The following is a 23,657-nucleotide window of genomic DNA, read 5'->3' as shown; positions in this document are numbered from 1 at the left end:
AGCGGGAGCGGTGGCCTGGCGTCGGCGAATCGCGTAAGAGAGGAGAGCGGCTTCAGTGTTGAGATGGCTTAGTTGTAACGTGTGTTGCCTGCTGGCGGCGTCTTTAGCCTGTGCGGAGTCTGCGCCGGCTCCCACGGGCATACCTGCTCATGGCCGAACGTATACGATTGCCGGTTTACCGCAGAGCGATTACACGATGGACGCGGTCTACGAGCACGGCGCCCTGACGCCCCTCTCCTGCGCGGGAACGGCGGCGTACATCATCGCACCGAAGGGCGCGGTGGATTCCGAGCGGCGCTGGGTATGGATCTCGAATCTTTTCCTCGCGCTGAACGACAAAGACTGCGGTCCCGTAATGCAGCGCTACTACGTGGAAGGTGCGCTGGCGAAAGGCTTTCACGTGGCGGGCATCGACGTGGGCGCGAGCTGCGGGAGCCCGAAGGGCGCAGCGGTGTATAAGGCTTTCTATCAGATGCTGGTGAAGGAGTATCAGCTCCATCCGAAGGCGCGCATGATTGGTCAGAGCAACGGCGGCCTGATTACTTATGGCTATGCCTTCCGCTATCCCGATCATGTGGAGCGCGTGCTGGGGATTTTTCCGGCGACGGACCTGACGAGTTGGCCGGGGCTGGATCGACTCTGCGGACCTTTTTCGCCCCAGGGATTGGCGTACGGCCTGGGGCGTGCCGAAATGGAGGCGCGCCTCAAGGAGTTCAATCCCATCGACAATACTGCGCCGCTTGTAAAGGCGGGTGTGAAGGCCTATCACCTGCATGGCACCGCAGACGACGTGGTGCCGATGGAACCCAACAGCGGAGAATTTGCCCGGCGCTACAAAGCAAGCGGCGGGGACATCACGGTGGAGATTGTGGAGGGCGGCAGCCACGGTGCGCCGTTGAAATCATTCTTCGAGTCACCTGCCGCATTGGCGTTTCTTCTGGAATAAGGGTATCATCGGCTCTATGAAACCTTACCGATATTTCACGCTCTTCGTTTCCCTCATTGCGGAACTGCTTCTTTGTTCGACAATTGCCTCGGCTCGGGCCGCTTCGGATCGGATCCTGGTCGTCGCGCCCGATGGTGATGATGGCGCGTCGGGAACGCTTGAAGCGCCTTTTGCGACCTTGACCCGCGCACGGGATGCCGTTCGCGCGCTGAAAGCGCAGGGAGAAGGCGGGGTTACCGTCTATTTGCGCGGCGGAGACTACCACCTGAGCGAGCCGGTGGTCTTTGGGGAGGAGGACTCGGGCTCGGAAGGCGCGCCGGTGACCTATCGCAACTACGAGGACGAGACGCCTGTGCTGGCGGGCGGCATTCCGGTTACGGCGTGGCAGCCGTTCAGAGGCGGCATTCTCCAGGCCGCGCTACCCGAGATCTCCGCCACCGATCCCATGGCCTTTCAGGTCATCGAAGCGGGAATCGCGGGGACGATGGCCCGCACGCCCAACGACGGCTGGTTGCGGCTTCGCGATCCCGAAGTCGCGCCGTCGTGGTCCTTCGGCTATGAACACGGAGATTTTGATCCGGCGGGTGTGGACACAACCCAGCTCCACTTGCATCTGATGCAAATGGGAACCTACTTCTCCGAGCACATTCCCGTGACCCGTGTGGATGCCGCAGTGGGGCGATTCTACACGGAATTCAAGATGAAGGATCCCGCCTACGATCCGGTGGCCGGAAAATCGTACCAAATCGAGAATGCCCTCGCGCTGCTCGATGCGCCGGGTGAGTACTACGCCGATCGGGCTGCGGGTGTGCTCTATTACTGGCCGCTCACGGGGGCTCCAGTGGTTGCGGATACGGTTCCCCGGTTGTTTCAGGTCGGCGGAACGGATGCCGCGCGTCCCGTTCACGATCTGGTGTTTGCGGGTCTTACGTTTCAAGGGGGCAACGATCAGATTGCGATCAGCAATGCCGCGCGCGTTACCCTGCGCGATTGCCGATTGTTCAACGCAGGCACGAACGGGATCTCCGTGGGCGGCGGCACGACGCATTTCACCGTGACCGGCTGTGAGATCGCGCGCAGCGGCACCAATGGCATCTGGATCCGGGGCGAGTATGAGCGCAGGGAGGGCGGCCCGGCTATCGTCCAGACGCATGGGCTCACGATTCACAACAACTACATCCATCACATGGGCCGACGCACCATTACCGGTTGCGGCATTTCCGTATTCTGGTCGCTCAACGACAGCGTGATATCCAACAACCTGATCACCGACGGGCCGAAGTCGGGCATTTTGTTTTTCTCCATGTGGGACATGCCCCGCGAACTGGGCATCATGAACAACAACGTGATCCGGAACAATGAACTCGCGCGCTGCATGAGCAGCTCCTGGGACGGCGGCGCCTTTTATATTGGCGCGACGACGGACAACAATACCTTCGAGAACAACCGCATCGTCGATGCCTGGTCGTGGTTCAACGCCACGTGGCCACAGCCGGAGGATCGCCCGGAAGACGCCTGCTCCATCGATTTCGACCCCGGCATGACCTATAACACACACTTGCGCAATAACGTGGCCTATGGCGCGAATGCTACGGTGGTGGAGTTCGGGCGTTACGAAGACGAGACCTTTCTGGAGAATAATTTCTTCGAGTCGCCGGGAAGGCCGGATGAGATCCTGGTCAATGGAAAGTGGGAGAAGCACGGGGTTTTTGATCGGTCAAAGGTGAGGGATGACATCGGACTCACGGCCGACTACAGATACCCCTATCCCCAGGAGGTTGCCCGTCCGGTGACCCTGCCTGTCCGCTGCGGGTTCGATCGTACCCTGAGCCCCTTTTACCTCTACCGCTACGAAGACGGATTTCGGCATGGATACCTGATTGACTCGGGCGCGCACGAAGGTGTCGGCGCCGTTCGCGTGGATAAGGACGTGATGGTGCTGCGCTATCGACATCCCACCGCGATCTCGAGAAAGGTGACGGTGTGGTTCTACGATGACGCGGAAAAGGCCGGGGCAACGTGCCTTGCGAAACTGCGGGGACCAGCGGCCATTGAGGAAGGCGAGATCGCTCTGGGCGTGGACGGCGGTGTGTCGCGCGACCACTATGTGGTGCAATTGTGGGAGGACCGTGTTGTTGCGACCAGCGTTGCGCGCGGCACGGGGTGGCACGAGCTGGTGTTCGACGTGAAGGAGGGCAAGGAACATGGCGCCGAGATCTTGCTGGACGGAACGCAGGTGGGGCGCGTGCCCATGTTTCAATCATTCACCACCGTGGACCTGGGTGATGGGCGCTTCGGATCCGACAGCGTCGGGTTGGGCTTTGATACCCTCAGAATTGAGTAGCGGGTCAGCCGAATCGAAAGCTGTAAAGCGATCCGCCCGTCATGGCAAAGCAGAGGCGCACCCGCCGGTCGGTAAATTCGGCGAGCCGGTCTTTATCGCCCCAGCGAATGAGCTGATCTGTGCCGTCATCCGTCAGCGGACTGCAATCCGCCATCGCATAGCCCGGCAGGGGCTCTCCGCCTTCCGTCTGCAACTCCACCCGAAAGTCCAAACCCGGCGTGGCATTGACGCGCAGTTGGTTACCCGCGAAGACGAACGCTTTTGTGACTAAGTTCGCCTCGCCCGCGGCATCCAGGCTCACATAGCCGCCTTTGCGTATCGTTGCCAGCGCCGTGCGGTTCATGCGCATGCGGTCGCGGTAGAAGGGCCGTCCGTCTGCAAAAAACGTCAAATGGTCGCCATCCCATGCGGAATAGTAGTGCCACTCCTCCTCGCCGACGGTGACGCTGCTTGTGGCGAAGGCCAGGCGGTCATAACCGTTATCCTCCTCGCTGCAGGGCAACCACGCTTCGCGATTACCCACGCGCTGCCACGTCTTCCCGGCATCGCGGCTGGTCACCAGGCGTACCTCCGTGGTGCCCTTGCGCCAGATGTTGGTTGGCTCGGTCGAGCCGCCGGGATCGGGCATCATAAACTGCGGGTCCGTGCGGTCCCCGTGAAAAATAACAAGCTGGCCCAGCCAGAGCCCGGTCTTCGGCCCGCCCATGCGTGACGCGGAGAGGTCCATGTACTCCACAAAGGCCTTCGGATCGCGGGACTCATCTTCCGCGATAGGGAGAACCAGCTCGGGACCTTCCCAGGTCAGCAAGTCCTGGGAGGTATAGCGCGCGATATCTCGACCGCCGCGCTTGCGCCAGTTGCCGAGTTCATCCTGGCTCACGGCGAACCACGTGGCCGCTTCGGTGTCGTAGCCAGCGATGCCGCTGAAGCCCCGGGGGGAAAGGCTCCCTTCGGCGAAGGGCAGCAGCTTGTCGCGCCAATCGGGATCGTTAATGAAGTCCGGAAAGTCTCTCGCAAAATAGAGCTTTGATTCCACGGTGTTGGCGAAGGGATGGGTGTCGTCCTTCCTCGTGGCGCGCACGATAAAGTGGCGATCGGGATCGCTGATGTTGCCGCGGGCGTGGAGGTCGTAGATGAAGTCAAAAGGGCAGCCGAGGTTATTGGCTATGGAGATGACGGTCGGTTCCTCGAAGGGAAACTCCGGGATCTTGCGGAAGCCCGTCGGGCCGCCGATTTCATTCAGGACCGGTTTGGTCCAGTGGATGCCATCGTCGCTCGTGGCATAGGCGATGGCATTGCGGAACCAGTGGGCCTTGTCCTCGCCAATGTAGGGGTGAAGGGTTTTCACCGAAGGATCCCACCAGAGATAGAGGTAGCTCATATGGAAGCGTCCGGACGCATCGCGGCACACCGCGTTGCCGTGATAGACTCCGCCGCGCTCCCAGTCGCGGCCATCGGCTTCTTTGATGAGTCCTTTTTTAACGGGCCGGTGCATTGTTCGTTTGAAGCCATGGGACTCTTCCACGATCCAGTCGTCGAAGAAATACTGGGGTTCGCTTCCGATATCCAGTGGGCCACTCGCGTTGGCGTTATCGGCGTGTGCAGACAGGCCACTCGCCGCGAAGGCGGCAGCCGATGCGCCAAGAAAGTGGCGACGACTTAGTTTTCGTGCAAAGGGCGACATGGCGTCTCTCCGATGGAAAATCAAGTTCGGTTGCGATTGAATTTAACCCTGAGGACTTACATACTAAGCCCGCGTCTACGGCGAAGTCGATTTTTGGTTCGTGATAGACAACTATCCAAACGCGGGAGAGAGCGAAAGTGTCCTGTTGCCATCACTACGAGTTCATGGACGGTCACGAGCATGTATTTGCCGTGAACCCGAGCGCCATTCGCTATGGCCAGGGGGCGCTGGGGGAGGCCGGGCACGAGGCCGCCGCGCTGGATCTGAAGCGCGTCGCCCTCTTTACTGATCGTCGGGTGGCCGAGCTGGAATGTGTGTCCATCGTGCGCACGTCGCTTCAGGCGACCGGGGTGGATGTGGTGGTCTATGACGAAGTGCGGGTGGAGCCCACGGACGCTTCTTTCAAGGACGCCGCGCGCTTCGCGAGTGATGGAAATTTCGACGGCTATGTATCCGTGGGCGGCGGTTCGGTCATCGACACGTGCAAGGCGGCGAATCTCTATGCCACCTACCCCGCCGAGTTCCTGACCTATGTAAACGCGCCCATCGGCGATGGTCAGCCCGTGCCTGGTCCCCTGAAGCCCCACATCGCGTGCCCCACCACGGCGGGCACCGGCAGCGAATGCACCGGAATGGCCATTTTCGATTTCGTAGAGCGCCACGTGAAAACCGGCATCGCATCGCGGAGTTTACGCCCGACGCTGGCCCTTATCGATCCCGACGTAACCAGCACCCTTCCCGCCAATGTCGTCGCGGCCAGCGGCTTTGACGTGCTCAGCCACGCGCTGGAGTCCTACACCGCGAAGCCCTTCACCCAGCGGATGAAGCCGGAGCGGCCCGATCTCCGGCCCATGAGCCAGGGCGCGAACCCCTGGAGCGACTTGGGGTGTCGCGAGGCCCTGCGCCTCTGCGGGGACTTTCTCGTGCGCGCCGTGCAAGATGCCAGCGACACTGAGGCGCGCCACGGCATGATGTTCGCCGCCACCCTCGCGGGCATCGCCTTCGGGAACTCCGGCGTCCACCTGCCCCACGGCATGGCCTACTCCGTGGCCGGGATGATCCGCGACTACCGGCCCGACGGCTACCCGACCGAAGAGCCCATCTGTCCCCACGGCATCTCGGTCATTGTGGACGTCCCCTCGGTGGTGCGCTTCACCGCCCCGGTCCTACCCGCGCGACATCTTGAAATAGCCGCCCTGCTCGGGGCCGACCTGTGCGGCGCGGCCGAAGACGACGCGGGCGAGGTGCTGGCCGAGCACATCATCCAAATGATGCGCGACACCGCGATGCCGAATGGTATCGGAGAACTGGGCTACGGCGAAGGCGAAATAGCAGGACTTGCCGAGGGCGCCTTCGCACAGCAGCGGCTGCTGTCGAACTCGCCGGTGGCCGTCGGGATGGAGGACTTGGCGGTGCTGTATCGAGGGGCGGGACGATATTGGTAGAAGTTCTGAGACTTCCCGATCGAAGAAGGTACCGAGAAAGTCCCGCATGTGCTAAACTTTCTGTACGAACTTGGAGGTGAATCATGCAGTATGACGGACACGTAGAGAACGGAGTCATTGTGCTGGATGTGCCCGCAAAACTCGAGAACGGGATGAGGGTGAAGATAGAGTTGCTTCCCGTGGCGGAGGAAGGACTATCGCTGCGTCCTTTACGAGGGACGGCATTTCGCTATGAAGATCCATTTGAACCCGCCGAGACGGTCGATGCCTGGGAAGCGACCCGGTGATACTGCTTGATACCCATGTGTGGGTCTGGTGGGTTCAAGGAGGCGGCGAACTCTCACCCAAAGCGATTGAGTTTTTGGATGGTGCAGTTGAGAGTGGGATAGGGGTTCATGTGATCTCTTGCTGGGAGGTCGCCATGCTCCACGCTGGCAATAGATTGTCTTTGCCTTGCCACTTGGACGAATGGCTCGACCAGGCCTTGCGTTACCCCGGCGTGCAATTGATGCCCCTGAGCCGGACGGTGGCAGTGAATGCCTGCCGCTTGCCCGGAGAAATACATCGCGATCCGGCGGATCGAATGCTTATTGCCGCGGCAATCGAACTCGCTTGTACGCTGGTGACTGCGGACAAAAAAATTCTGGCCTATGAGCACGTGCGGTCGCTTCATCCAGACGAACTGGAAAGCTGAGCGCAACGGGGGCGAATGACATGCCAGACACGGAGAAATCCGCCATCGAGCAGTGCATCCTCGACGACGACGGTAGCTGCCGTGATATCAATAAGGAAGACAAAATGTCACAAGAACCATGGAAAGCGGTCGACGACTACCTCGCTGACCTGTTCATCCCCGACGATCCGGCGCTCACCGCAGCGCTTGCCGAAAGCGAAGCGGCGGGCCTGGACCCGATCTCGGTGTCGCCGATGCAGGGAAAGCTTCTGAATCTCCTCGTCCAGCTCAACGGCGCGCGGCGTATCCTGGAAATCGGCACACTTGGCGGCTACAGCACAATCTGGATGGCCCGGGCCTTGCCGGAGGGCGGGAAGCTGATTACCCTGGAGCTTCAGGAGAAGCATGCGGAAGTTGCGGGGAAGAATGTGGCCCGTGCCGGCCTGTCCGACAAGGTGGAAATTCGCGTCGGCGCGGCGCTGGACTCGTTGAAGGCGCTGGAGGCCGAGGGCGGCGCGCCCTTTGATCTGATCTTCATCGATGCGGATAAGGAGAACATCCCCGGCTACTACGAAGGGGCCATGAAGCTCTCCCGAAAGGGCACGCTGATGATCGTGGACAACGTGATTCGCAATGGCGCCGTGCTGGAGGCGGGCAGCGAGGACGTGAGTATTCAGGGCGTGCGGCGTTTCAACGACTTGGTCGCGACCGATTCGCGGGTGACCACGAGCACGGTACAGACGGTGGGCAGCAAGGGCTACGACGGCTTTGCCATGGTGCTGGTTACGGGCGAGTGATATCCGGCGGGGGCAGTCAAAAAGGGGGCTCTCGGGTCGATTGCGCTATTTTGTACAGATTTCGCCTTGGGCAAGGTTATACTATACGCGTATCACGAAGTCGCGATTCGCAGGTGCGCCAATCCCTTTGGGCAGTTTGAGCTTCTCCGGGGTGTAAAAGAATCTTACAGAAAGACGATGTAGTGCTGGACGATTCCTCCACAACACAAACCTCCGACCGGGTGCGCAGGCTTGTTGCGCGGGCAACCTCGCGCGCCGCGATTCCCTACCTGCTGATCGGCAGCATTTTCCTCATCTCGGTGATTTTCATGGGCCACGAGGTCGTGCAGAACATCAAGGCGATTGAAACCTGGATCATGGGGCTGGGAACCTGGGGTATCGTTGCGTTTGTCGCGATGTTTGTCGTTACCACGTCCTTTTTGATGCCGGACTCGATTCTCTGCATTGCCTCCGGAGTCCTTTTCGGGCCCGTTTGGGGGATTGTTGCCATACTATTCGGCATTCTGATTGCCGCCATGCTTCAGTTTCTGCTGGCCCGTAGACTTTTTCAAACGGGAATTCAAAGAGAAATCTCACAGCGGCCCGCCCTCGCCGCAATTCAGCGCGCCGTTATTCAAGACGAGTTCCGGCTTCAGGTTCTCGTCCGGCTGACCCCTGTAAACCCGGCAATTTTGAACTACCTCCTCGGCGCAACGCATGTCTCGGTGTCCGGATTCCTATTCGCCTGCCTCGCGCACATGCCGGCCGTCATGGTGGAAGTCTATTTCGGCCACGCGAGCACGAACATGGTGAAGAGCGCCGATGGCGGTTTAAGTCATGCGCTTCTCGAGTATGCACTGCTCTTCGGTGGCCTGGCCGCCTGTATTGCGGTGCTGGTGATCGTGTCCCGCATGGCGCGAAAAGCCCTGGTGGAGGCCATCGCGGAGTCCGAAGCGGTAGCAGACTGCCCCAAGCGGGCACTGTTGTCGGAAGGCTGACTCGGGGCGCCATCTCCAGTGATTGAGCGGGCCCCTCAGCGGATTCCAAGCAGCGTTCCGCTGCCTGCGTGCAGCACCAAGGTTCCCTTTCGGGATTCATTCAGTGTTCTTTCCGTCAGCGGCAGGACATTGTGTTCCAGCAAGTCTTCAATTTTCTCCGTGGCATTGGGCACTGCTACCCTCAACGCCTGTCGTTCGTGGAGGTCATCATTAACTATGATGGCGTAGCGCGCGCCGGTATCTGGGTCCACGAAGCCCTGTATTGCCCCCGGACCTTCCAGACTCATTGCCTCAATGTCGGTCCGCTTCAGTCGAAGGAGCAGGTCGGCATGCGGCGCAAGCTGGGCGTAGACCCGGCCGAGTTCTTCGAGCTGGGGCGTGGAGCTGCCGTCGGGATTCGTCAGCGCGTTGGGGCCGAGATCGGTGGGCTCGGTAGCGAGGACTTCTTTCCAGGCGACGTCGGCCGGGGGGAGCGTTGATGTGGCGGGGTCGGGCGCTTCCGGCGCCACGGTATAGCAGACGAAGCCTTTGGCTCCCCCGCGAAAGCTCTCCCAGACCTGCCAGCGCATTTCGGCCGGGGTGGGGCAGCGCCAGTGCAGGTAAGAGCCCGGCAGGCCGATGAGGTGGCCTTCGGCATTGTATTCGCGCGGTCCCCAGATGTCACTGAAGCACATCCCCATGACCCACGCGCTTGCGGGGCCGTCGCCGATGGCCTTCATCATGGCAGTCATGTTGTTGCGGAAGAAGCCCTTGCTCGCTGCGTCGGTGTGAGGGCCGTTGGGGTCGTTGGGTCCGAAGAAGGGATACAAATCCATGACGACGATGGGAAGCTTCGTTTCGGCGGGGACCAGGGGCGTCTGGGGCCACATGGTGACGGCGGTAGTAAAGCGGTCGGGATCGAGTTCGCGGAATTTCTTCCGCAGCGTTTCGACGCGGGGCAGGTGCTCGGCCAGAGGCTCGTCACTGAGAACCCAGCCGATGAGGGTGCTGGAACCACCGGCGGTGGCCACCAATTGGGGCAACAGCCTGTTGTAGTACGTGCCGTCGTCGGCCCAGCGCCAGTCCAACTTGGCCTCCACCGCGCCCATGGAGGAAAGGAGGCGCATATCGCGCTTTTCGCATTCGGCGATTAGGCGGGGCAGATCGACCTCGTCCATGTTGGTGACCCAGAGGAGGTTCACGTGATTCTTCCGAAGCGCATCGAGGCGTCGCGCGACATCCGCCCAGCGGTCGATCCCGTTGGCCTTCGCGCAGGCATCCGTGCGCTCCCAGCTCAGATAGGCGCCAAGGGGTACAAAGGCGGGTGGCCGATCGGCGGCGAAGGTCTCGGCCGTTGTGCTCCGGCCGGATATCGCGAGAACGGCGATCACGGCGGCAAGATAGGCAACGGAAAATGAGCGCAATAGCGCGGTGCATAGGAGCTGGTAGTTCTTCAGGCTTGTCACTTGTTCTCACTCGTCATAAGTTGTACGGGACCCAGCAGGCCGGAGGGCAGCAGGGGGGAATCGGGCTTGTAGGGGCTCCAGGTGGTCCAGGCGATTCGCTGGTCTTCCGGCAGGGCGCTGTCGCCGATGAGGCGGTTGGGCCAGCGATTGGCCACGTCGATTTCCAGTTGGTTGGCGGTGGGCTTTACCGCCGCCGTGATGTCCACGCGCCACGGTGCGCACCACAGCACACCGAGGTCCTGGCCGTTCATGCGGACGCGTGCGAAGCCGGGCACTTCACCGATATCAAGCAGCACTTGCCCGGTGGCTGTCGGGCAATCGAAGGTCTTCCGATAGGTCGCGATGCCCGAGTAGTGGCGTACGCGTTCATCCGGGTGTTGCGTCCAGTCGACGAGTGTATCGAGAACCACGGCACCGGGACCGCCGCGCTTCTCATCGAAGGTGACTTCCCAGGGGCCTTCAAAGGTCGCCATGCTGCGCAGTGGGGAGAAGTTCACCTTCGGCAAGTCTTTCGATAGCGTCGAAGTGCTGAAGACAATGAAGAAGCTCTGATGGGCCTCGAAACGCATGGAGATTGATGTCAGGCCATCGCTATTCTCCGCCGTGTTGAGCGGGTGCATCGTTCCCGTGACCGGATCCCAGAGTTCTGCGGCGCGCCCCGCCACGCGGAAGGTGCAGTCCGTGTCTACCCGCTCGCCAGACTGATTGGCGATGAAATACAGGTCTCGGTCTTCCGTCCGGCGATGGGTGTAGCGGATGGGGCCGTCGCTGGCGAAGTCCTCGGGCACGCCCATGCTTTGCAGCACGGCTGCGGTGGGCTCATAGTCGGGGTACACCTTCCAATGGGGCTGGGCGCTGTCATAGGGGTAGGCTTCGCCCGGTTTATCGACGGCGAGTTCGCCGCCCCAGACGAGGCGGCCCTTGCCTGCGTTGCGCTCGGTTACCGCTGCCGGGGCCTCCAGGCCGCCCCACAGCTTCGTGGCGATGGACAGGACCTCCTGATCGCACGCGGGATAGCCCGACAGGCTGGGGGACTTCAGGGGTGGCGTCCCGATGACCGTGGCGCCAGCCGTCAGGAGCCCTTCGATCTTGCGCAACAGCGCCGGGGTCATGGTGTCAAAGGCGGGCATTACCAGCAGGCGATAGGACGCGCCGCCGGGGAAGACGACCTTGCCGTCTTCAACGTTGGCCTTAAGCAGCGTTTCCGGGGCGCAGCCGTCGAAGTTGTAGCCGCGCCGGTCGCCAAATTCGCCAGCCAATGCGGAGGGCGGCGGACGAAAGACGTGGGGCGCACCCTCCGGCACGAGGTAGCAAATATCGGCGACCGTAGCCCCCTGGCGCAGCAGGTACTGACAACGCGCCAGGTACTGGTGATAGGCGGATACCATGGGCCACCAGGTCTGGGTGCGATCCCAGTGAACGCCATAGGGTCCCATGGTCATGCCCGGCTGGCGATCGAGCCAGGGCTGGTGGGCGAAGCGATGGAATACGATGCGGTTGATACCGGTGGCCAGAGCCCAGTCTCCCTGATTCTTCATGAGGGCCGGGTAGAGTTGCCAGGCCTCGCTGTCCGCCGCCGTGAAGGCTTCCGCCGCCACAATGGGTCGACCCAGGGTGTGGGCGATGGAGGTCGACTCGTAGCACGTGAAATTGGAATCGAAGCCATGCCCCCGCGACCAGAACTCGCACATGGGCACATCGGCCACGCCGCCCAGGGACATGTCGGCCGTCGGGTTCATGTCGTAGGGCTCGATGGAGAGGCCGAAGCCGTGCTGCCGCCCGAGTTCCTTCAGGTGCCCCGCGTGGTATTCGAGCACCAGCTCCTGGGCGGTCTGGCGAAGATCCCACAGGAAGCGCTCGGACTGCTCGGCGCTGCCCACGATGCGTCCGGTCATGACCGGCAGCCAGGGACGCGATGAATAACCGCGCCGTAGCTCAAATTGCTCGGCGAACTTCGCGGTCCAGTTCTGCGAGCCCATTTCCCAACTGTCGATGTGGAGCATGGTCCAGCCCGTCTTGCGGTCGCTGGGCCTGGGGCCTACCGCTTCGAGCAATCGGCCCACAAAGGCCTCGAAGTGGGCATCCAGCGCGGCGGGGTCGAACTTGTCACTTTCAAGCCCAAGACCGGGCAGGGGTGCCGGGCGCGTGTTGGCGCCGGTATTACGCCGACCGAAGCGCAGAATGGTCCACTCTCCCGGCGGCACCGTCCACGCGATGCGTCCATCGGGCTGGAGCTGTCCGGTCAGGTCGATCACCTCCCCGGCTGGGATGGTGTTCGCCGGAATCTCGGGGTGTGAAGAAGGCGCGGGAATGAACGGTGCGATGCCGGGCTTGGAAGTATAAGGTTCCCGCACAAAGAGGGCCTTCTCGTCCAGGCCTTCAGTCGCCCCGGCCGCACGACGCGGCACCGCGAGCACTGCCTCATCGGCATAGAAATCCCGGCGCGCATCCAGGAGCCATTCGGGCAATCCAGACTCGCCAAAATAGGGTTTGCGCGCTTCCGGGATCGGCAGCACACCGTCGAAACTGGCGGGCCCCGTCACCTCCACACTGCTGGCCACCAGGTGCTGCATGGACTGCTCCGCCTTGACCCAGGGCCCGCCACTGCCGGTCCAGCCGGGCCCGGCGTTCAGCGTGATCTCAAGCCCCAGACGCTCGGCCTCCTCCACGGCGTGTTTGAACAGCGCGCGCCATTCATCACTCATGAACTCAACCGGGCCACGGGGGATGCCTACATCCACCTCCATCAGGATGAGTCCACCAATGCCCGCCTCGGCCATGGCTTCGAGGTCGGCGGTGATGCCCTCGCGACTGAGATTGCCGTCCATGAAAAACCAGTAGACCCAGGGTCGTGCGGAATCGGGTGGAGAAGCAAAACCCTCTCGCAGGTCGTCGCCGGTTGCGGCGACGGAAAGGAGCACGCTGGCGACAATAAACGCGGCGGATGCGAGGCGCGTTGCCATGGGGTAATCCTCCATAACGGTACGGCTTCGTCATCGCCCTTCTCGTTACGCGGCTGGAGCCGTTCCCCGGAATGGGAAGGGGCGCTTGATCGCCATCAGGCCGTTGCGGCGTATGGCACCAATGATCGAAGCACGGAGGCAGTATAGCAAGCGGAGAACGATATTCGCTATGAAGCCGAGGAGAGGCTCGCGAGCACAATCTGGCGCACGCACCGCTATCAAATCCAGTACATTAGCGCAATCCACGGTCGCAGTGGCCACCTGTGGCACGGCGGGTGCCACCCGTGTGCGCTCGACGTGTCTCACTGCGGTGGCGCCTAGTGCCCAGAAAGAAGCGGGGGAGATAACGGAGGCCTTCGTGTATCCAATGGGGACGTCCTCAGGCGATTTCCAATGCCTGATTCCTGCTATACGAGGATTGAGCAAATTACACGCGCACTAATACTCTTGTGCGAAATGAATTACTTGACATTTCCCCTCGACAGGTGTAAGTTCGGATTTAGCGGCATATGTCGCGGCAGTACCTAGAAGCACTTTCGGGCTCATTAAGTTCCATGTCTTACACCTACAACGACATCGGTCAGTCGGCGACACTCTCCGCGCCGGGAAGCAAGGTGTGGGACTACACCTATGATACGGGCAATCGCCTGACGAGGGTGGATATCCCGAACGGCATGCACACGGAGTACACCTACGACACCAGCGGCCGTCAGGATTCCATCCATCACAAGGACGGGGCGACGGTGAAGCAGGGCTTCGACTATACCTTCGACGAAGGGGGGAACATCACCCGCATCGATCACGAGGATGGGTCCTACTGGACCTACGACTATGATGGGCGCGAGCGCCTGATCGAGGCCATCCGAGGCAATCATGCCTCGCCCACGATTCTGGCGACTTACGAATACACCTACGACGACGGCGACAACATGTTGACCAAGACCGTGCCGTGGTACGACGACTTTGAGGATGGCAATCACACGGGCTGGTCGGGCAATACGGGCGACTATTCCGTCTCCGGTGGCGTGTTGAAAAACACCCCCCACGCATCGCTCTGGAAGGATCTCTACCAGACCGAGACGGACGCCGATCACGATGTGAGCTACAAGTACATCCGCTACACCACCACCGGCGTGGCGGCGCAACACCTGCGCTATACGGACGGGAACAACCGCCTCTACCTGGAGTTCAACCCCGATAAGATTCACCTGCGCCAGGTGGATGGCGGGACCCTGACCACCCTCGGCACCTTTACCACGACGGTGGCCGAGGACACCTGGTACAACGTGCGGACGATACTTGATGGTTCCTCCGTGAAGGTCTACTGGGGTGCCGAGGGTGCCTCATTCAACGAGATCTTTTCCGCCACCACCACGGAACTCACCACAACCCGCGCGGCATGGTTTCGGGGCTCGCCCAACAGCGAACACGGCTGGGACGATGTCCGGCTCATCGCGGGTGCCCGAAACACTATGGAAACCTTCACCTATAACAACGCCAATGAGCAGATCACCCACGCGAAGAATGGTGTGACCACGACGATGACCTACGACGACTGGGGTCGCCTGGCAGCTCGGGACGACGGCACGCATGACGCGACCTATGTCTATCGCTATGGGAGCAAACTCTACAGCCTGACCAGCGACTTTCCTGGGGAGGGTGGTGTGGTCTATGAAAGCGGGGGTGATGGTGGACTTAGATCCAGAATAGCTGGCACGAGTGAGGCATGGTTCAACTGGGACGATGGATTGACGCTCGTTAGCGAGGAGAATGATAGTGGCGGCGAAGGGAACTTGTCGAGAACATACATAGAAGGTGATTTCGCTCACTCTGACGGCGACAATCCCGCAGCATCGGTATATGTATACTATACAAACGACAGAATACGATCCGTGAGCGCCGTTTGGAGTGATGATAAAGCCCCCTACGCGAAACTCGAGTACACGCCTTTCGGGCAACAGTTTAGCGAGGTCGGGAATGTTGCACAGATTACACGAAGATTCTCTTCACTCAAATGGGACAACGATATCAATTTGTATTTCTCCGCAAGGCGTAATTATTCCGCCTTGACCTCGCGATGGATTACTCGAGATCCGATTGGCATGGCAGAAGGACCAAATATATATGCATATGTTTCGAATGATCCGATCGGGCACATGGATCCACTCGGAACTAAATCATATAAACCGAAAGCACCAGATAGTGCCGCTGAAGGTGATTGTTCTTCGGCTGGACGATATGGCGGCTGCCATACTCTTCCCGCCGCCGAGAAGGAGAGGTGCGAGGAGTTTATTGACAAGAGATGCAAAAAAACATGGTATTATCAAGCATGTTGTCTTGCGGATCACAAATGGGCCTATACCTGTACGACAAAGAAGGAAGGTAGTAGAGCGGAAGACGAGTGCCATGCAAAAGCGGATGCGCGTTACGCATTGTGTATGTCTTCTGGCGGTCGCCACGCGTTTCCGCCAGATTCGGATTGTTGTGGAAAGTAAAACAATCCATACTGATTTCAAATTCTTGACAAACGGAAAACACTGGGAATGCCACAATGTGGAAGCAGGGCAAAGTATTGTGCAGGGACAAGGTTCGTTGTAAGTCGTTCTTTCGCACAGGCATTTCTGTAATGGGTCTACTAACATCAATAAGTATGAGTCTCGTAGTTCAGGATAGTTACGTTTTGTTGTTTTTCCTATCCCTTGCCTTGGTGTTTTTGGGGAGCGAGCCGGTTTTTATTGGAGTCTTGCTGAGTTTCTTAAGCTGCGTGACCTATTCTGCGTTTCTACACTCAATGACACCTGCACAAGAGGGTGCTCTGTGGTTAAATCGAGAAGTTGCCATCGTGTACTTCGTGAAGTTAACTTTCGAGTATGTCTTCCTTTTTCTAGTTGCTGCAACGGCCGCTCGTTTTCAATCGAAGACCGACGGATTTGATTCGCTTATTTCGCTGATTATCCGCGCCAGCGTGGGGTATGGTGTATTGATATTGTGTGTCGTTAGTATGATGTTGAATGCTAGAGCACTTGATTCGGTGTACAAATTTATCTTCAATCTCAATTTCTTATTGTAATTTTGAAAAATAGGGCGCCTATAAAAAGTCTGATTTATGGCCACCCTTCAAATCGCCCTAACCCCATGCCCGCCAACCCCTTCCCCATTCAGCACCGCAACGTCCGGTCCTAATCTATAGGGGAGGCTCATCAAACCCTCCCCAAAACCGGACTCATTCTCAGGGAGGGAAAACCCCATGCAGACGGCCCGTCGCTACGACCCCACCAAAGATGCGGGGAAATAGGGACAGCCACCTATAAAAAGTCTGATATGGCGCTACTCTTCAAATCGCCCTAACCCCATACCCACCAACCCCTTCCTCGCCCAGCACTGCAACGTGCGATCCTGATCTGTAGGGGAGGGCCATCAACCCTCTCCATAACCGGACTCATTTCAGGGAGGGAAAACCCCGTGCAGACTGCCCGACGCAACGTGAGGAATCCATACGTCCGGCTCGCCCGCGCTCCAGGCCTTACACGATTGCCTTGCAGAATCAGCGCCTAGCCGCAAAAACGCAACGAGTTCACACGGCTAACCTGTCCCCAAAATTGTTTGCTGGTGACGATGATTTGCGCTGGCATCGGCCGTCAGAATCGCTCGCCCGGCCCCAGGTAGCGCCATTTGCCGTAGGGTAGATCGGCGAGGTGGACCTTGCCGATGCGGATGCGCTGGAGGGCCTCCACTTTCAGCCCGACCAACTCGCACATGCGCCGGATCTGGCGCTTGCGGCCTTCGCGGAGAATGAAGCGGAGTTGCCCGCCTTTGGTGCGGGTGACCTGGGCGGGGCGGAGCTGGCGGCCGTCGAGTTCGAGGCCGTGGCATAGGAGGGCAAGGGCCTGGGGCGTTACTTCGCCGGAAACGCGCACGAGGTACTCTTTGTCCACGGAACTCTCGCTTCCGATGATGGTTCGGGCGATGGTGCCATCCTGCGTGAGGACGAGTAGTCCCGTGGAGTCGATGTCGAGCCGCCCTGCCGGCGCGAGGTTCTGGCGATGTTTGGGCAGGTAGACGATGCCGCTTCGGTCGTCTTTGTGGCGCGAGGTGGGCGCGATGAGCGACGCGGCATTGCTGTAACCGTCCTCCGCCTGGCCGGAGACATAGCCGAGCGGCTTGTGGAGGAGAATCGTGATCTGATCGCCGAGTTCGCCCTGGGCGCGCGGGTCCAGGGTAAGCTTCTGCGTTGGCAGGACCTTTTCACCCAACTGGGCGACACGTTCACCGTCGATAAGGACCAGACCACGGGCGATAAAATCGTCCGCCTCGCGGCGGGAGCAAATGCCGCGCGATGCGAGGAGCTTGCTGATGCGGAGTGGTTCGTTTTCGGGGAGTTCAGAGGGCAATGGGAGGGCCTATCAAGGTGTGGTTGGACAGGGGGTATTTTACCTGCTCGGGCCCTTACGCGCAAGGTAAGTTGGGGTAATTGCTGGCGCACAGAGACGTGGGACATGTGCTCTCCGCTGGTCTGCTATTTGCGACATCACCGCACTATCCGGTAGATTGCGTTTCAGATGTCCAGGTTGCCAACCCGTGAAGCGCGAATCATGTCCGGAGCCATACTCGTTGTTGAAGATGAACCCGCGATCGCCGACACGATCGTCTATGCCCTCAAGACCGAGGGCTATGCGGTCACGTGGCACTCGACGGGGGGCGAAGCGTTGGAGGCGATTCGTGGGCGTTCCTTTGACCTCATGGTGCTGGATGTGGGCCTGCCCGACGTGAGCGGTTTCGATATCTGCCGCGAAGTGCGCAAGGTCTCGCAGCTCCCGATCATATTCCTGACCGCGCGCTCGGGGGAGGTGGATCGCATTGTGGGGCTGGAAATCGGCGGCGACGATTATATGGCGAAACCCTTCAGTCCCCGGGAATTGACGGCGCGGGTGCGCGCGATTCTGCGGCGAACGGGCGCTTCCGGCCCGGTTGAGCCTGAGGACCGGGGCGCGTCCCCCTGGGTAGTCGATCAGCAGCGCCGCACCATCAGCTATTTCGGTGAAGCCCTGGAGCTTCCACGAAACGAGTACAAGCTGCTGCTCATATTGCTGCAACATCCAGGCTGGGTCTATTCGCGGGACCAACTGATGGACATGGCCTGGGAAGCGCCGGACGCCGCCATGGCCCGCACTGTGGATACCCACATCAAGACCCTGCGCGCGCGGTTGAAGAAAGTGCGACCCGATCTGGATCCGATTCAGACCCACCGCGGCGTGGGGTATTCGCTGAAGGAACTGACGTGAAGATCCGGACCCGACTCTCCCTGGCCTTTCTGCTCCTCGGCGGTGCGAGCATCTACTGGCTGGTGAGCTGGGTGGTGGAAGACCTGCGGTCCCGCTATCTCGCGGCGATGGAAGAGGCCATGGTGGATACGGCGACGATCCTGGCGACGGTCGTTGAAAGCCAGATGACCGCCACGGGCGAGGTGCCCAGCGATGCGCTCCGGGAGGTGTTGAAAGAGGCCAATCGGAAGTCGCTGAACGCCACCATCTACGAGTATACAAAGACCCGGGTGAATGTACGGGTCTACATCACCGACAACAAGGGCATCGTGCTCTACGACTCCGTCGATGGTCGCGACGAAGGAATGAACTACGCCCGGTGGATTGACGTCGCGCGGACCCTGAAGGGGGACTACGGCGCTCGCGCCACCCACCTGATTCCGGACGTTCCCCAGAGCGCCGTCCTCTATGTCGCGGCACCGCTGAAGTTTCAGGGCGAGATTGCGGGGGTTCTTTCGGTCGGCAAGCCTGCGGCAAGCGTGAGCACCTTTCTGGAGACCGCCCGGCACGACATCATCATTGCCGGACTTTCGGTCGCGGCGGCCGTGCTGCTCCTGGGCATCGCCGTCTCTCGTTGGGTTTCGTGGCCCATTGAACGGCTCACGCGCTACGCCGAAGCGGTTCGCGACGGTAAACCCGCGCCGCGGCCGCCCCTGGGCAATGATGAAATCGGCCGGCTGGGCAGCACCTTTGAAGAAATGCGCGCGGCTCTGGAGGGCAAGCAGTACGTTGAGGACTACGTCCAGACCTTGACCCATCAGCTCAAGAGCCCCGTCTCCGCCATACGGGGCGCGGTGGAGCTGCTGGAAGAGGATATGCCCCCCGCGGAGCGCAAGCGCTTTCTCGGGAACCTGCGCTCGGAGTCGGCACGTCTGCAAGTTCTGATCGACCGAATGCTCCACCTGGCGGCGCTGGAGAATCGCCAGGAACTGCGGGACCTGGAGCTTTGCGACCTTGCCGAGCTCATTGGGGAAGTCGCGGCCAGCGACCCGCGTCTGGACCTGCAGGGACTGGGCACCTTCAGCCTTCGATGCGAGCGATTCCTGCTGGAACAGGCGATAGCCAATCTATTGCAAAATGCGCGCGAGTTTTCCGGTGGCGACGGTCCGATCCGTGTGTCCCTGCTGCGCGACGGCACACACGCGGTGGTCGAAGTCCATAATACCGGTCCGGCGATTCCCGAGTATGCGCTGGAGCGGATCTTCGAACGCTTCTATTCGCTGCCACGCCCCGACTCGGGGAAGAAGAGCACGGGGCTGGGGCTGCCTTTTGTGCGCAGGGTGGCCCAACTTCACGGGGGGGACGTTTCGCTGCGAAATCAGGACGATGGCGTACTGGCGCGCATGTGGATCTCGACGAGCTTGTAGGCAGGCACTGGCCGTGACGGAAGCGGGATTCACCACGAAGGCACGAAGCGCACGAAGTGGAAATCGATTCCGGATGGAATGGGAATATCTACGTAATGCGATCCGTCGCTATCTTGTGGCTAATAAGCATTGACCACGGAAAGGCACGGAACTTCACGGAAAATAAATGTTCAAATCTCTATAGTCAAGGCCCCGCACGCATCGAGAACAAACTGCTATTCGCGTCCATTCGCGTTCATTCGCGGTTCAAAAGCCTTCTCATAAAATTTGCGAGAATTTGCGTAAATTTGCGGTTCAGTTCTATTGGGTTTCGATCAACAGGCTCCGTAATTCTCCCGAATGGGCCGAGAAGTACTCTCAAACCAGATGAACCTCTTAGTCTCCCTTTCTTCTCCGCGCCTCCGGGGCTCCGTGGTCCGAATTCTTGTCTGCGGCCAGAACTGGATTGACGCCGCCAGATGTAGCGAACAGCCAGTGGTCCCATTTCACATGGATTTCACAGAGATTTCCCTTCCACCACACCGGGGTTTCATGGGGCGCATATAGCATTTTCTCAGACGCGAGCACCGCAATGGTGCGTGTGGCTCGCCCGGAGGAACTGCAATGCGAAGTATTACCTGCATGCTTGTGTGCGCCGGGGCGCTCTGCGCCTATGGGGGGGAAGGCGACTTTCCCTGGGAAGAATTGAAGACGCTGTATCGTGCGCAGATCACCCAGGAACTGCGCGCCGCTGAAGTAACCGCCGAGTCTGCGCCCGTGGTGGTCATCGATGAGGCGCGCTACGGGCTTCGTCTCGGCGCTGAGCGCGTCGAGGGGGAACTGGACCTTTCCGGGAGACTCGTTTCCGGGAAGTCGGCTCCAGTGCCCCTCTTCGGGCCGGAGCTGGTCCTGCGGGAAGGCGGGGAAGTGACCGGGGCGAGTCTGATTCCGGCGGGTGAATCGGGGGGAATTCAATTGTTGCCGGAGGCCGGCGCGGCCTCGTTTCACGTGTCCGCGACTTTTCTGGTGCAATCGGCGGAGGAGCGTGGGGGGCGCACGCTTACTCTGGCGGTCCCGCGCGCCTTGCGCAATCCCGTGAGGCTGCAATTGGACGAAGGGCTGCGGCTGTTGGAGGCTCCGGGAATTGCGGGGCCGGAGGGCGAATATTATCTGGCCACGGGTGAAGTGATGCAGGTGCGCTATGCAACCGCTGCGACCGAGGTGGAATCGCAGGCCCCTGAAGTCGACCTGTTCACACGTGTGGTGGTCAGTCAGCGGCGCGTGGTCCTGGAGACCCACGGCCTGCCCGTGCGCGGCCTGCCCGACGGCGCCCTGCTGCGCTTGCCCGAGGGCGCGCAGCTTGTCAGCACATCGCTCAAGACCTCGGAGATTGTCCCGCGCGAATCGGGCGCCTATGCCCTGTCGGGTACCGTCGATTCGCGCCAGCCCTTCGTTGTGGAATGTGCCCTGACGCTCCCGGATGATGAGGCGGCCCTGAGTTTCGCGCTTCCCGCCATCGAGGGGAATGTCGGTCGTGAGGGGCGCTTTGTGGTGGTGGAACCGGACGATGCTCAGGTGGCGGCACAGGGCGAGAACCTTGTGGCCAATATTCCCTCCGCCCGCCTGGGTGAAGGTTTTCCCGCCACAGGTTTCGCCCACTTCATGCAGTTGCCTGCGGCGCAACCCCTTACGCTTACGGTGACGCGCTTCCGCGCCGAGGAGGTCATCGACACCGTGCTGGAGTCCCAGGTTCTGCACGTGAGCTTCGACGAAACCGGGCGCAGCCTTTCCACCCTGCGCCTCGAAGTGCCACCGGAGATCGGGCCGCGGCTGGTCCTCGATCCCGTTGCCGGTAGCGAGATCTGGTCGCTGACGGTGAATGGCGCGTCCAAGCAGGTTTATACCGATAACAACGGCGCCTGGGTGGTCCCGCTCGAAGCGGGTCAGGCTTCCATCGTCGAGCTGGCCTTTCTGCGCGAGGGTGAGCCCGTCGGAATCCACGGCACCCTCCAGGTGGACGTCCCGCGCACTGGTTTTGGCGCAAAGATGCTTTATGTCGGCGTTGAACTTCCCGAGCGGGTCGAACTCCAGTCGGTCGACGGACCAGTGAATACCAGCGTAGCGTCGGACGGCGGGCGGCCCGAGGGGCTCGCGGACACACCTTACGTATTCTCCCAGCCCTTCTACAAGGGCGAGGGCATGGCCATTGCCGTTTCCTATAAAGAACCGGTCAACAACACGAAATAACCAGGGAGAGCAACATGAACACGAAACGAATCGCGGCAATCACCCTAATCTTCATCATCGCCACGGCGGGCTGGGGCGTACTCGGTACCGCCACCGACGGGCGCACCCTGCGTTCGTCGGAATACCTTGGCGAGCAGGTGGAGGCCCTCTGGGGGCTTCCCCTGGTGCAGCAGGCGCCCACCTTCTCCGTTGAAGTGCCGGGAACCGAGACTGTGCGCTGGCTGATGCCGACGGCCAACAACATCACCGTGCGCATCGACGCGGATCACCGCCAGAAAGGGTTGATCTGGTACTCCACCTACGTGGCGGACTTCGATGGTATCTATACGATCGTCAACGACGACGCGGTCGTCCAGAAGGTAAAAGTCCACTTTGACTTTCCCGCCGAAGGCGGCACCTACGACGCCTTTGTGGCGTCCATCGACGGCGTTAAACTGACGCAGGACGTGAACACGCGGGAGGGCATCAGTGAACTGATCGCGCTGGAACCGGGGAAGACGGCCGAGTTTCGCGTGGCCTACAAGACGCGCGGCCTGGACAGTTGGCAATACGTGACCGATCAGCATGCGGGGCGCGTGCGCAACTTTGATCTGAACCTGGAAACCGACTTCAAAAACGTGGACTTCGCCGACGGCAGTTTGTCCCCCATGGCCAAAGTTCCCGCAAGCGGCGGGGGACTGAGCCTTTCGTGGCAGGCCGAAGATCTGATCACCCAGCAGAACATCGGCGTGCTCGTGCCCGCGAAACTGAACCCCGGCCCGCTGACGGCAAGGATCACCTTTTTCGCGCCCGTCTGCCTGTTGTTCTTCTTCGTGCTGGTGGCCACGATCAACATTCTGTACAAAGTCGAGATCCACCCCATGCACTATTTGTTCGTGGCGGCGGGCTTTTTCTCCTTCCACCTGCTCTTCGCCTATCTGGTGGATGTGATCAATGTTCACCTTGCATTTCTGCTCGCCGCAGTAATTGCCGTAGCGCTGGTCACAAGCTACCTCACGGCAGCCCTGCGCGGCGCATTCCCCCGCAAAGTGGCCATCGCGGGCCAACTTTTCTACCTTGTGCTCTTTTCCTACAGCTTCTTCCTGCAGGGAATGACCGGCCTGACGATTGCCATCGGGTCCGTGGTAACCCTGGCGATGCTCATGAAAGTCACGGCACACCTGGACTGGAACGATGTCTTCAAAGGGGCGAAGAAAGAAACCGCAACCCCGCCAAGGCTGCCATCGGCGGACGTGCCCGTATTGTAGCGACCGAAGGAATACAGAAGGCCCGCGAAGCGCAAACTTGCTTCGCGGGCGTGGTACTGTGAAGTAGTTTTTACGAAAGAAAGGTGCTCTAATTATCGCAGTGAATTAAGATGGCGGCTGCTGTCTGCCCTTCCGCAAAATTCCAGATGACGTAGCATATGTTCTGTAAATTGAAAATGCGACCACGCATTCGTTCCAATCTTGGGTAGCTAACCAAGAACA

16 protein-coding genes are annotated in these 23,657 nt (G+C 60.3%); 12 read left to right on the top strand and 4 right to left on the bottom strand.

Annotated elements, in window-relative coordinates; genetic code table 11:
* Positions 1 to 55 precede the first annotated feature (55 nt).
* The gene (locus JNK74_25445; protein ID MBL7649536.1) at positions 56 to 946 is read left to right on the top strand and encodes a hypothetical protein; all 891 of its coding nucleotides are present in this window, start codon (positions 56 to 58) and stop codon (positions 944 to 946) included.
* A 16-nt stretch (positions 947 to 962) separates the two neighbouring features.
* A complete protein-coding gene (locus JNK74_25440; protein ID MBL7649535.1) occupies positions 963 to 3,290 on the top strand; it encodes a right-handed parallel beta-helix repeat-containing protein in 2,328 nt (775 codons plus the stop codon).
* 4 nt (positions 3,291 to 3,294) lie between these two features.
* Here JNK74_25440 and JNK74_25435 read toward each other — a convergent pair whose 3' ends face one another.
* On the bottom strand, positions 3,295 to 4,974 hold the full coding sequence (locus JNK74_25435; GenBank protein ID MBL7649534.1) for a hypothetical protein: 1,680 nt from the start codon (positions 4,972 to 4,974) through the stop codon (positions 3,295 to 3,297).
* A 137-nt stretch (positions 4,975 to 5,111) separates the two neighbouring features.
* Between JNK74_25435 and JNK74_25430 the strand changes: the two genes are divergently transcribed.
* From JNK74_25430 to JNK74_25410, 5 genes are all read left to right on the top strand, one after another.
* Positions 5,112 to 6,419, top strand: a complete 1,308-nt coding sequence (locus JNK74_25430) for an iron-containing alcohol dehydrogenase (protein MBL7649533.1) — start codon at positions 5,112 to 5,114, stop codon at positions 6,417 to 6,419.
* A gap of 83 nt (positions 6,420 to 6,502) precedes the next feature.
* Positions 6,503 to 6,706 (top strand): hypothetical protein, encoded by a 204-nt coding sequence (locus tag JNK74_25425; GenBank protein ID MBL7649532.1) that lies wholly within the window; start codon positions 6,503 to 6,505, stop codon positions 6,704 to 6,706.
* Complete coding sequence (locus JNK74_25420) at positions 6,703 to 7,113, top strand: type II toxin-antitoxin system VapC family toxin (GenBank protein ID MBL7649531.1); 411 nt, start codon at positions 6,703 to 6,705, stop codon at positions 7,111 to 7,113. Before JNK74_25425 ends, JNK74_25420 begins: the two co-directional genes overlap by 4 nt.
* 104 nt (positions 7,114 to 7,217) lie before the next feature.
* Positions 7,218 to 7,889, top strand: coding sequence for an O-methyltransferase (locus JNK74_25415; GenBank protein MBL7649530.1), 672 nt, complete (start codon positions 7,218 to 7,220; stop codon positions 7,887 to 7,889).
* Between the two features lie 182 nt (positions 7,890 to 8,071).
* Entirely contained in the window at positions 8,072 to 8,866 is a 795-nt protein-coding gene (locus tag JNK74_25410) for a TVP38/TMEM64 family protein (protein ID MBL7649529.1), read from the top strand.
* 35 nt (positions 8,867 to 8,901) lie between these two features.
* Here JNK74_25410 and JNK74_25405 read toward each other — a convergent pair whose 3' ends face one another.
* Positions 8,902 to 10,311, bottom strand: coding sequence for a hypothetical protein (locus JNK74_25405; protein ID MBL7649528.1), 1,410 nt, complete (start codon positions 10,309 to 10,311; stop codon positions 8,902 to 8,904).
* The gene (locus tag JNK74_25400; GenBank protein MBL7649527.1) at positions 10,308 to 13,274 is read right to left on the bottom strand and encodes a glycosyl hydrolase; all 2,967 of its coding nucleotides are present in this window, start codon (positions 13,272 to 13,274) and stop codon (positions 10,308 to 10,310) included. The genes JNK74_25405 and JNK74_25400 overlap by 4 nt, the downstream gene beginning before the upstream one ends.
* Positions 13,275 to 13,828: 554 nt before the next feature.
* On the opposite strand from JNK74_25400, the gene JNK74_25395 reads away from it, so the two are divergent.
* Entirely contained in the window at positions 13,829 to 15,769 is a 1,941-nt protein-coding gene (locus JNK74_25395; GenBank protein MBL7649526.1) for a hypothetical protein, read from the top strand.
* Between the two features lie 1,143 nt (positions 15,770 to 16,912).
* Here JNK74_25395 and JNK74_25390 read toward each other — a convergent pair.
* On the bottom strand, positions 16,913 to 17,665 hold the full coding sequence (locus tag JNK74_25390) for an rRNA pseudouridine synthase (GenBank protein MBL7649525.1): 753 nt from the start codon (positions 17,663 to 17,665) through the stop codon (positions 16,913 to 16,915).
* 201 nt (positions 17,666 to 17,866) lie between these two features.
* Here JNK74_25390 and creB point away from each other — a divergent pair, with 201 nt between their 5' ends.
* The 4 genes from creB (at position 17,867) to JNK74_25370 (ending at position 23,435) form a co-directional block, all read left to right on the top strand.
* Entirely contained in the window at positions 17,867 to 18,556 is a 690-nt protein-coding gene (gene creB, locus JNK74_25385; GenBank protein ID MBL7649524.1) for a two-component system response regulator CreB, read from the top strand.
* Positions 18,553 to 19,962 carry a two-component system sensor histidine kinase CreC gene (gene creC, locus JNK74_25380; protein MBL7649523.1) on the top strand — a complete coding sequence of 470 codons (1,410 nt, stop codon included), beginning with the start codon at positions 18,553 to 18,555 and terminating at the stop codon, positions 19,960 to 19,962. Before creB ends, creC begins: the two co-directional genes overlap by 4 nt.
* A gap of 603 nt (positions 19,963 to 20,565) precedes the next feature.
* On the top strand, positions 20,566 to 22,188 hold the full coding sequence (locus JNK74_25375) for a hypothetical protein (protein ID MBL7649522.1): 1,623 nt from the start codon (positions 20,566 to 20,568) through the stop codon (positions 22,186 to 22,188).
* 14 nt (positions 22,189 to 22,202) lie between these two features.
* Complete coding sequence (locus JNK74_25370) at positions 22,203 to 23,435, top strand: inner membrane CreD family protein (protein MBL7649521.1); 1,233 nt, start codon at positions 22,203 to 22,205, stop codon at positions 23,433 to 23,435.
* Positions 23,436 to 23,657: the final 222 nt, after the last annotated feature.

The sequence above is a fragment of the Candidatus Hydrogenedentota bacterium genome, assembly GCA_016791475.1.
Classification (GTDB): domain Bacteria; phylum Hydrogenedentota; class Hydrogenedentia; order Hydrogenedentales; family JAEUWI01; genus JAEUWI01.
The sequence above is the reverse complement of the archived record's forward strand: the minus strand, read 5'-3'. Positions and strand labels throughout refer to the sequence as shown.

Excerpts from the sequence above, each read along its gene's own strand:
- JNK74_25440 (MBL7649535.1), top strand. The coding sequence starts at position 963 with ATGAAACCTTACCGATATTTCACGCTCTTCGTTTCCCTCATTGCGGAA.
- JNK74_25435 (MBL7649534.1), bottom strand. The coding sequence starts at position 4,974 with ATGTCGCCCTTTGCACGAAAACTAAGTCGTCGCCACTTTCTTGGCGCA.
- JNK74_25425 (MBL7649532.1), top strand. The coding sequence starts at position 6,503 with ATGCAGTATGACGGACACGTAGAGAACGGAGTCATTGTGCTGGATGTG.
- JNK74_25415 (MBL7649530.1), top strand. The coding sequence starts at position 7,218 with ATGTCACAAGAACCATGGAAAGCGGTCGACGACTACCTCGCTGACCTG.
- JNK74_25400 (MBL7649527.1), bottom strand. The coding sequence starts at position 13,274 with ATGGCAACGCGCCTCGCATCCGCCGCGTTTATTGTCGCCAGCGTGCTC.
- JNK74_25395 (MBL7649526.1), top strand. The coding sequence starts at position 13,829 with ATGTCTTACACCTACAACGACATCGGTCAGTCGGCGACACTCTCCGCG.
- creB (MBL7649524.1), top strand. The coding sequence starts at position 17,867 with ATGTCCGGAGCCATACTCGTTGTTGAAGATGAACCCGCGATCGCCGAC.
- JNK74_25375 (MBL7649522.1), top strand. The coding sequence starts at position 20,566 with ATGCGAAGTATTACCTGCATGCTTGTGTGCGCCGGGGCGCTCTGCGCC.
- JNK74_25370 (MBL7649521.1), top strand. The coding sequence starts at position 22,203 with ATGAACACGAAACGAATCGCGGCAATCACCCTAATCTTCATCATCGCC.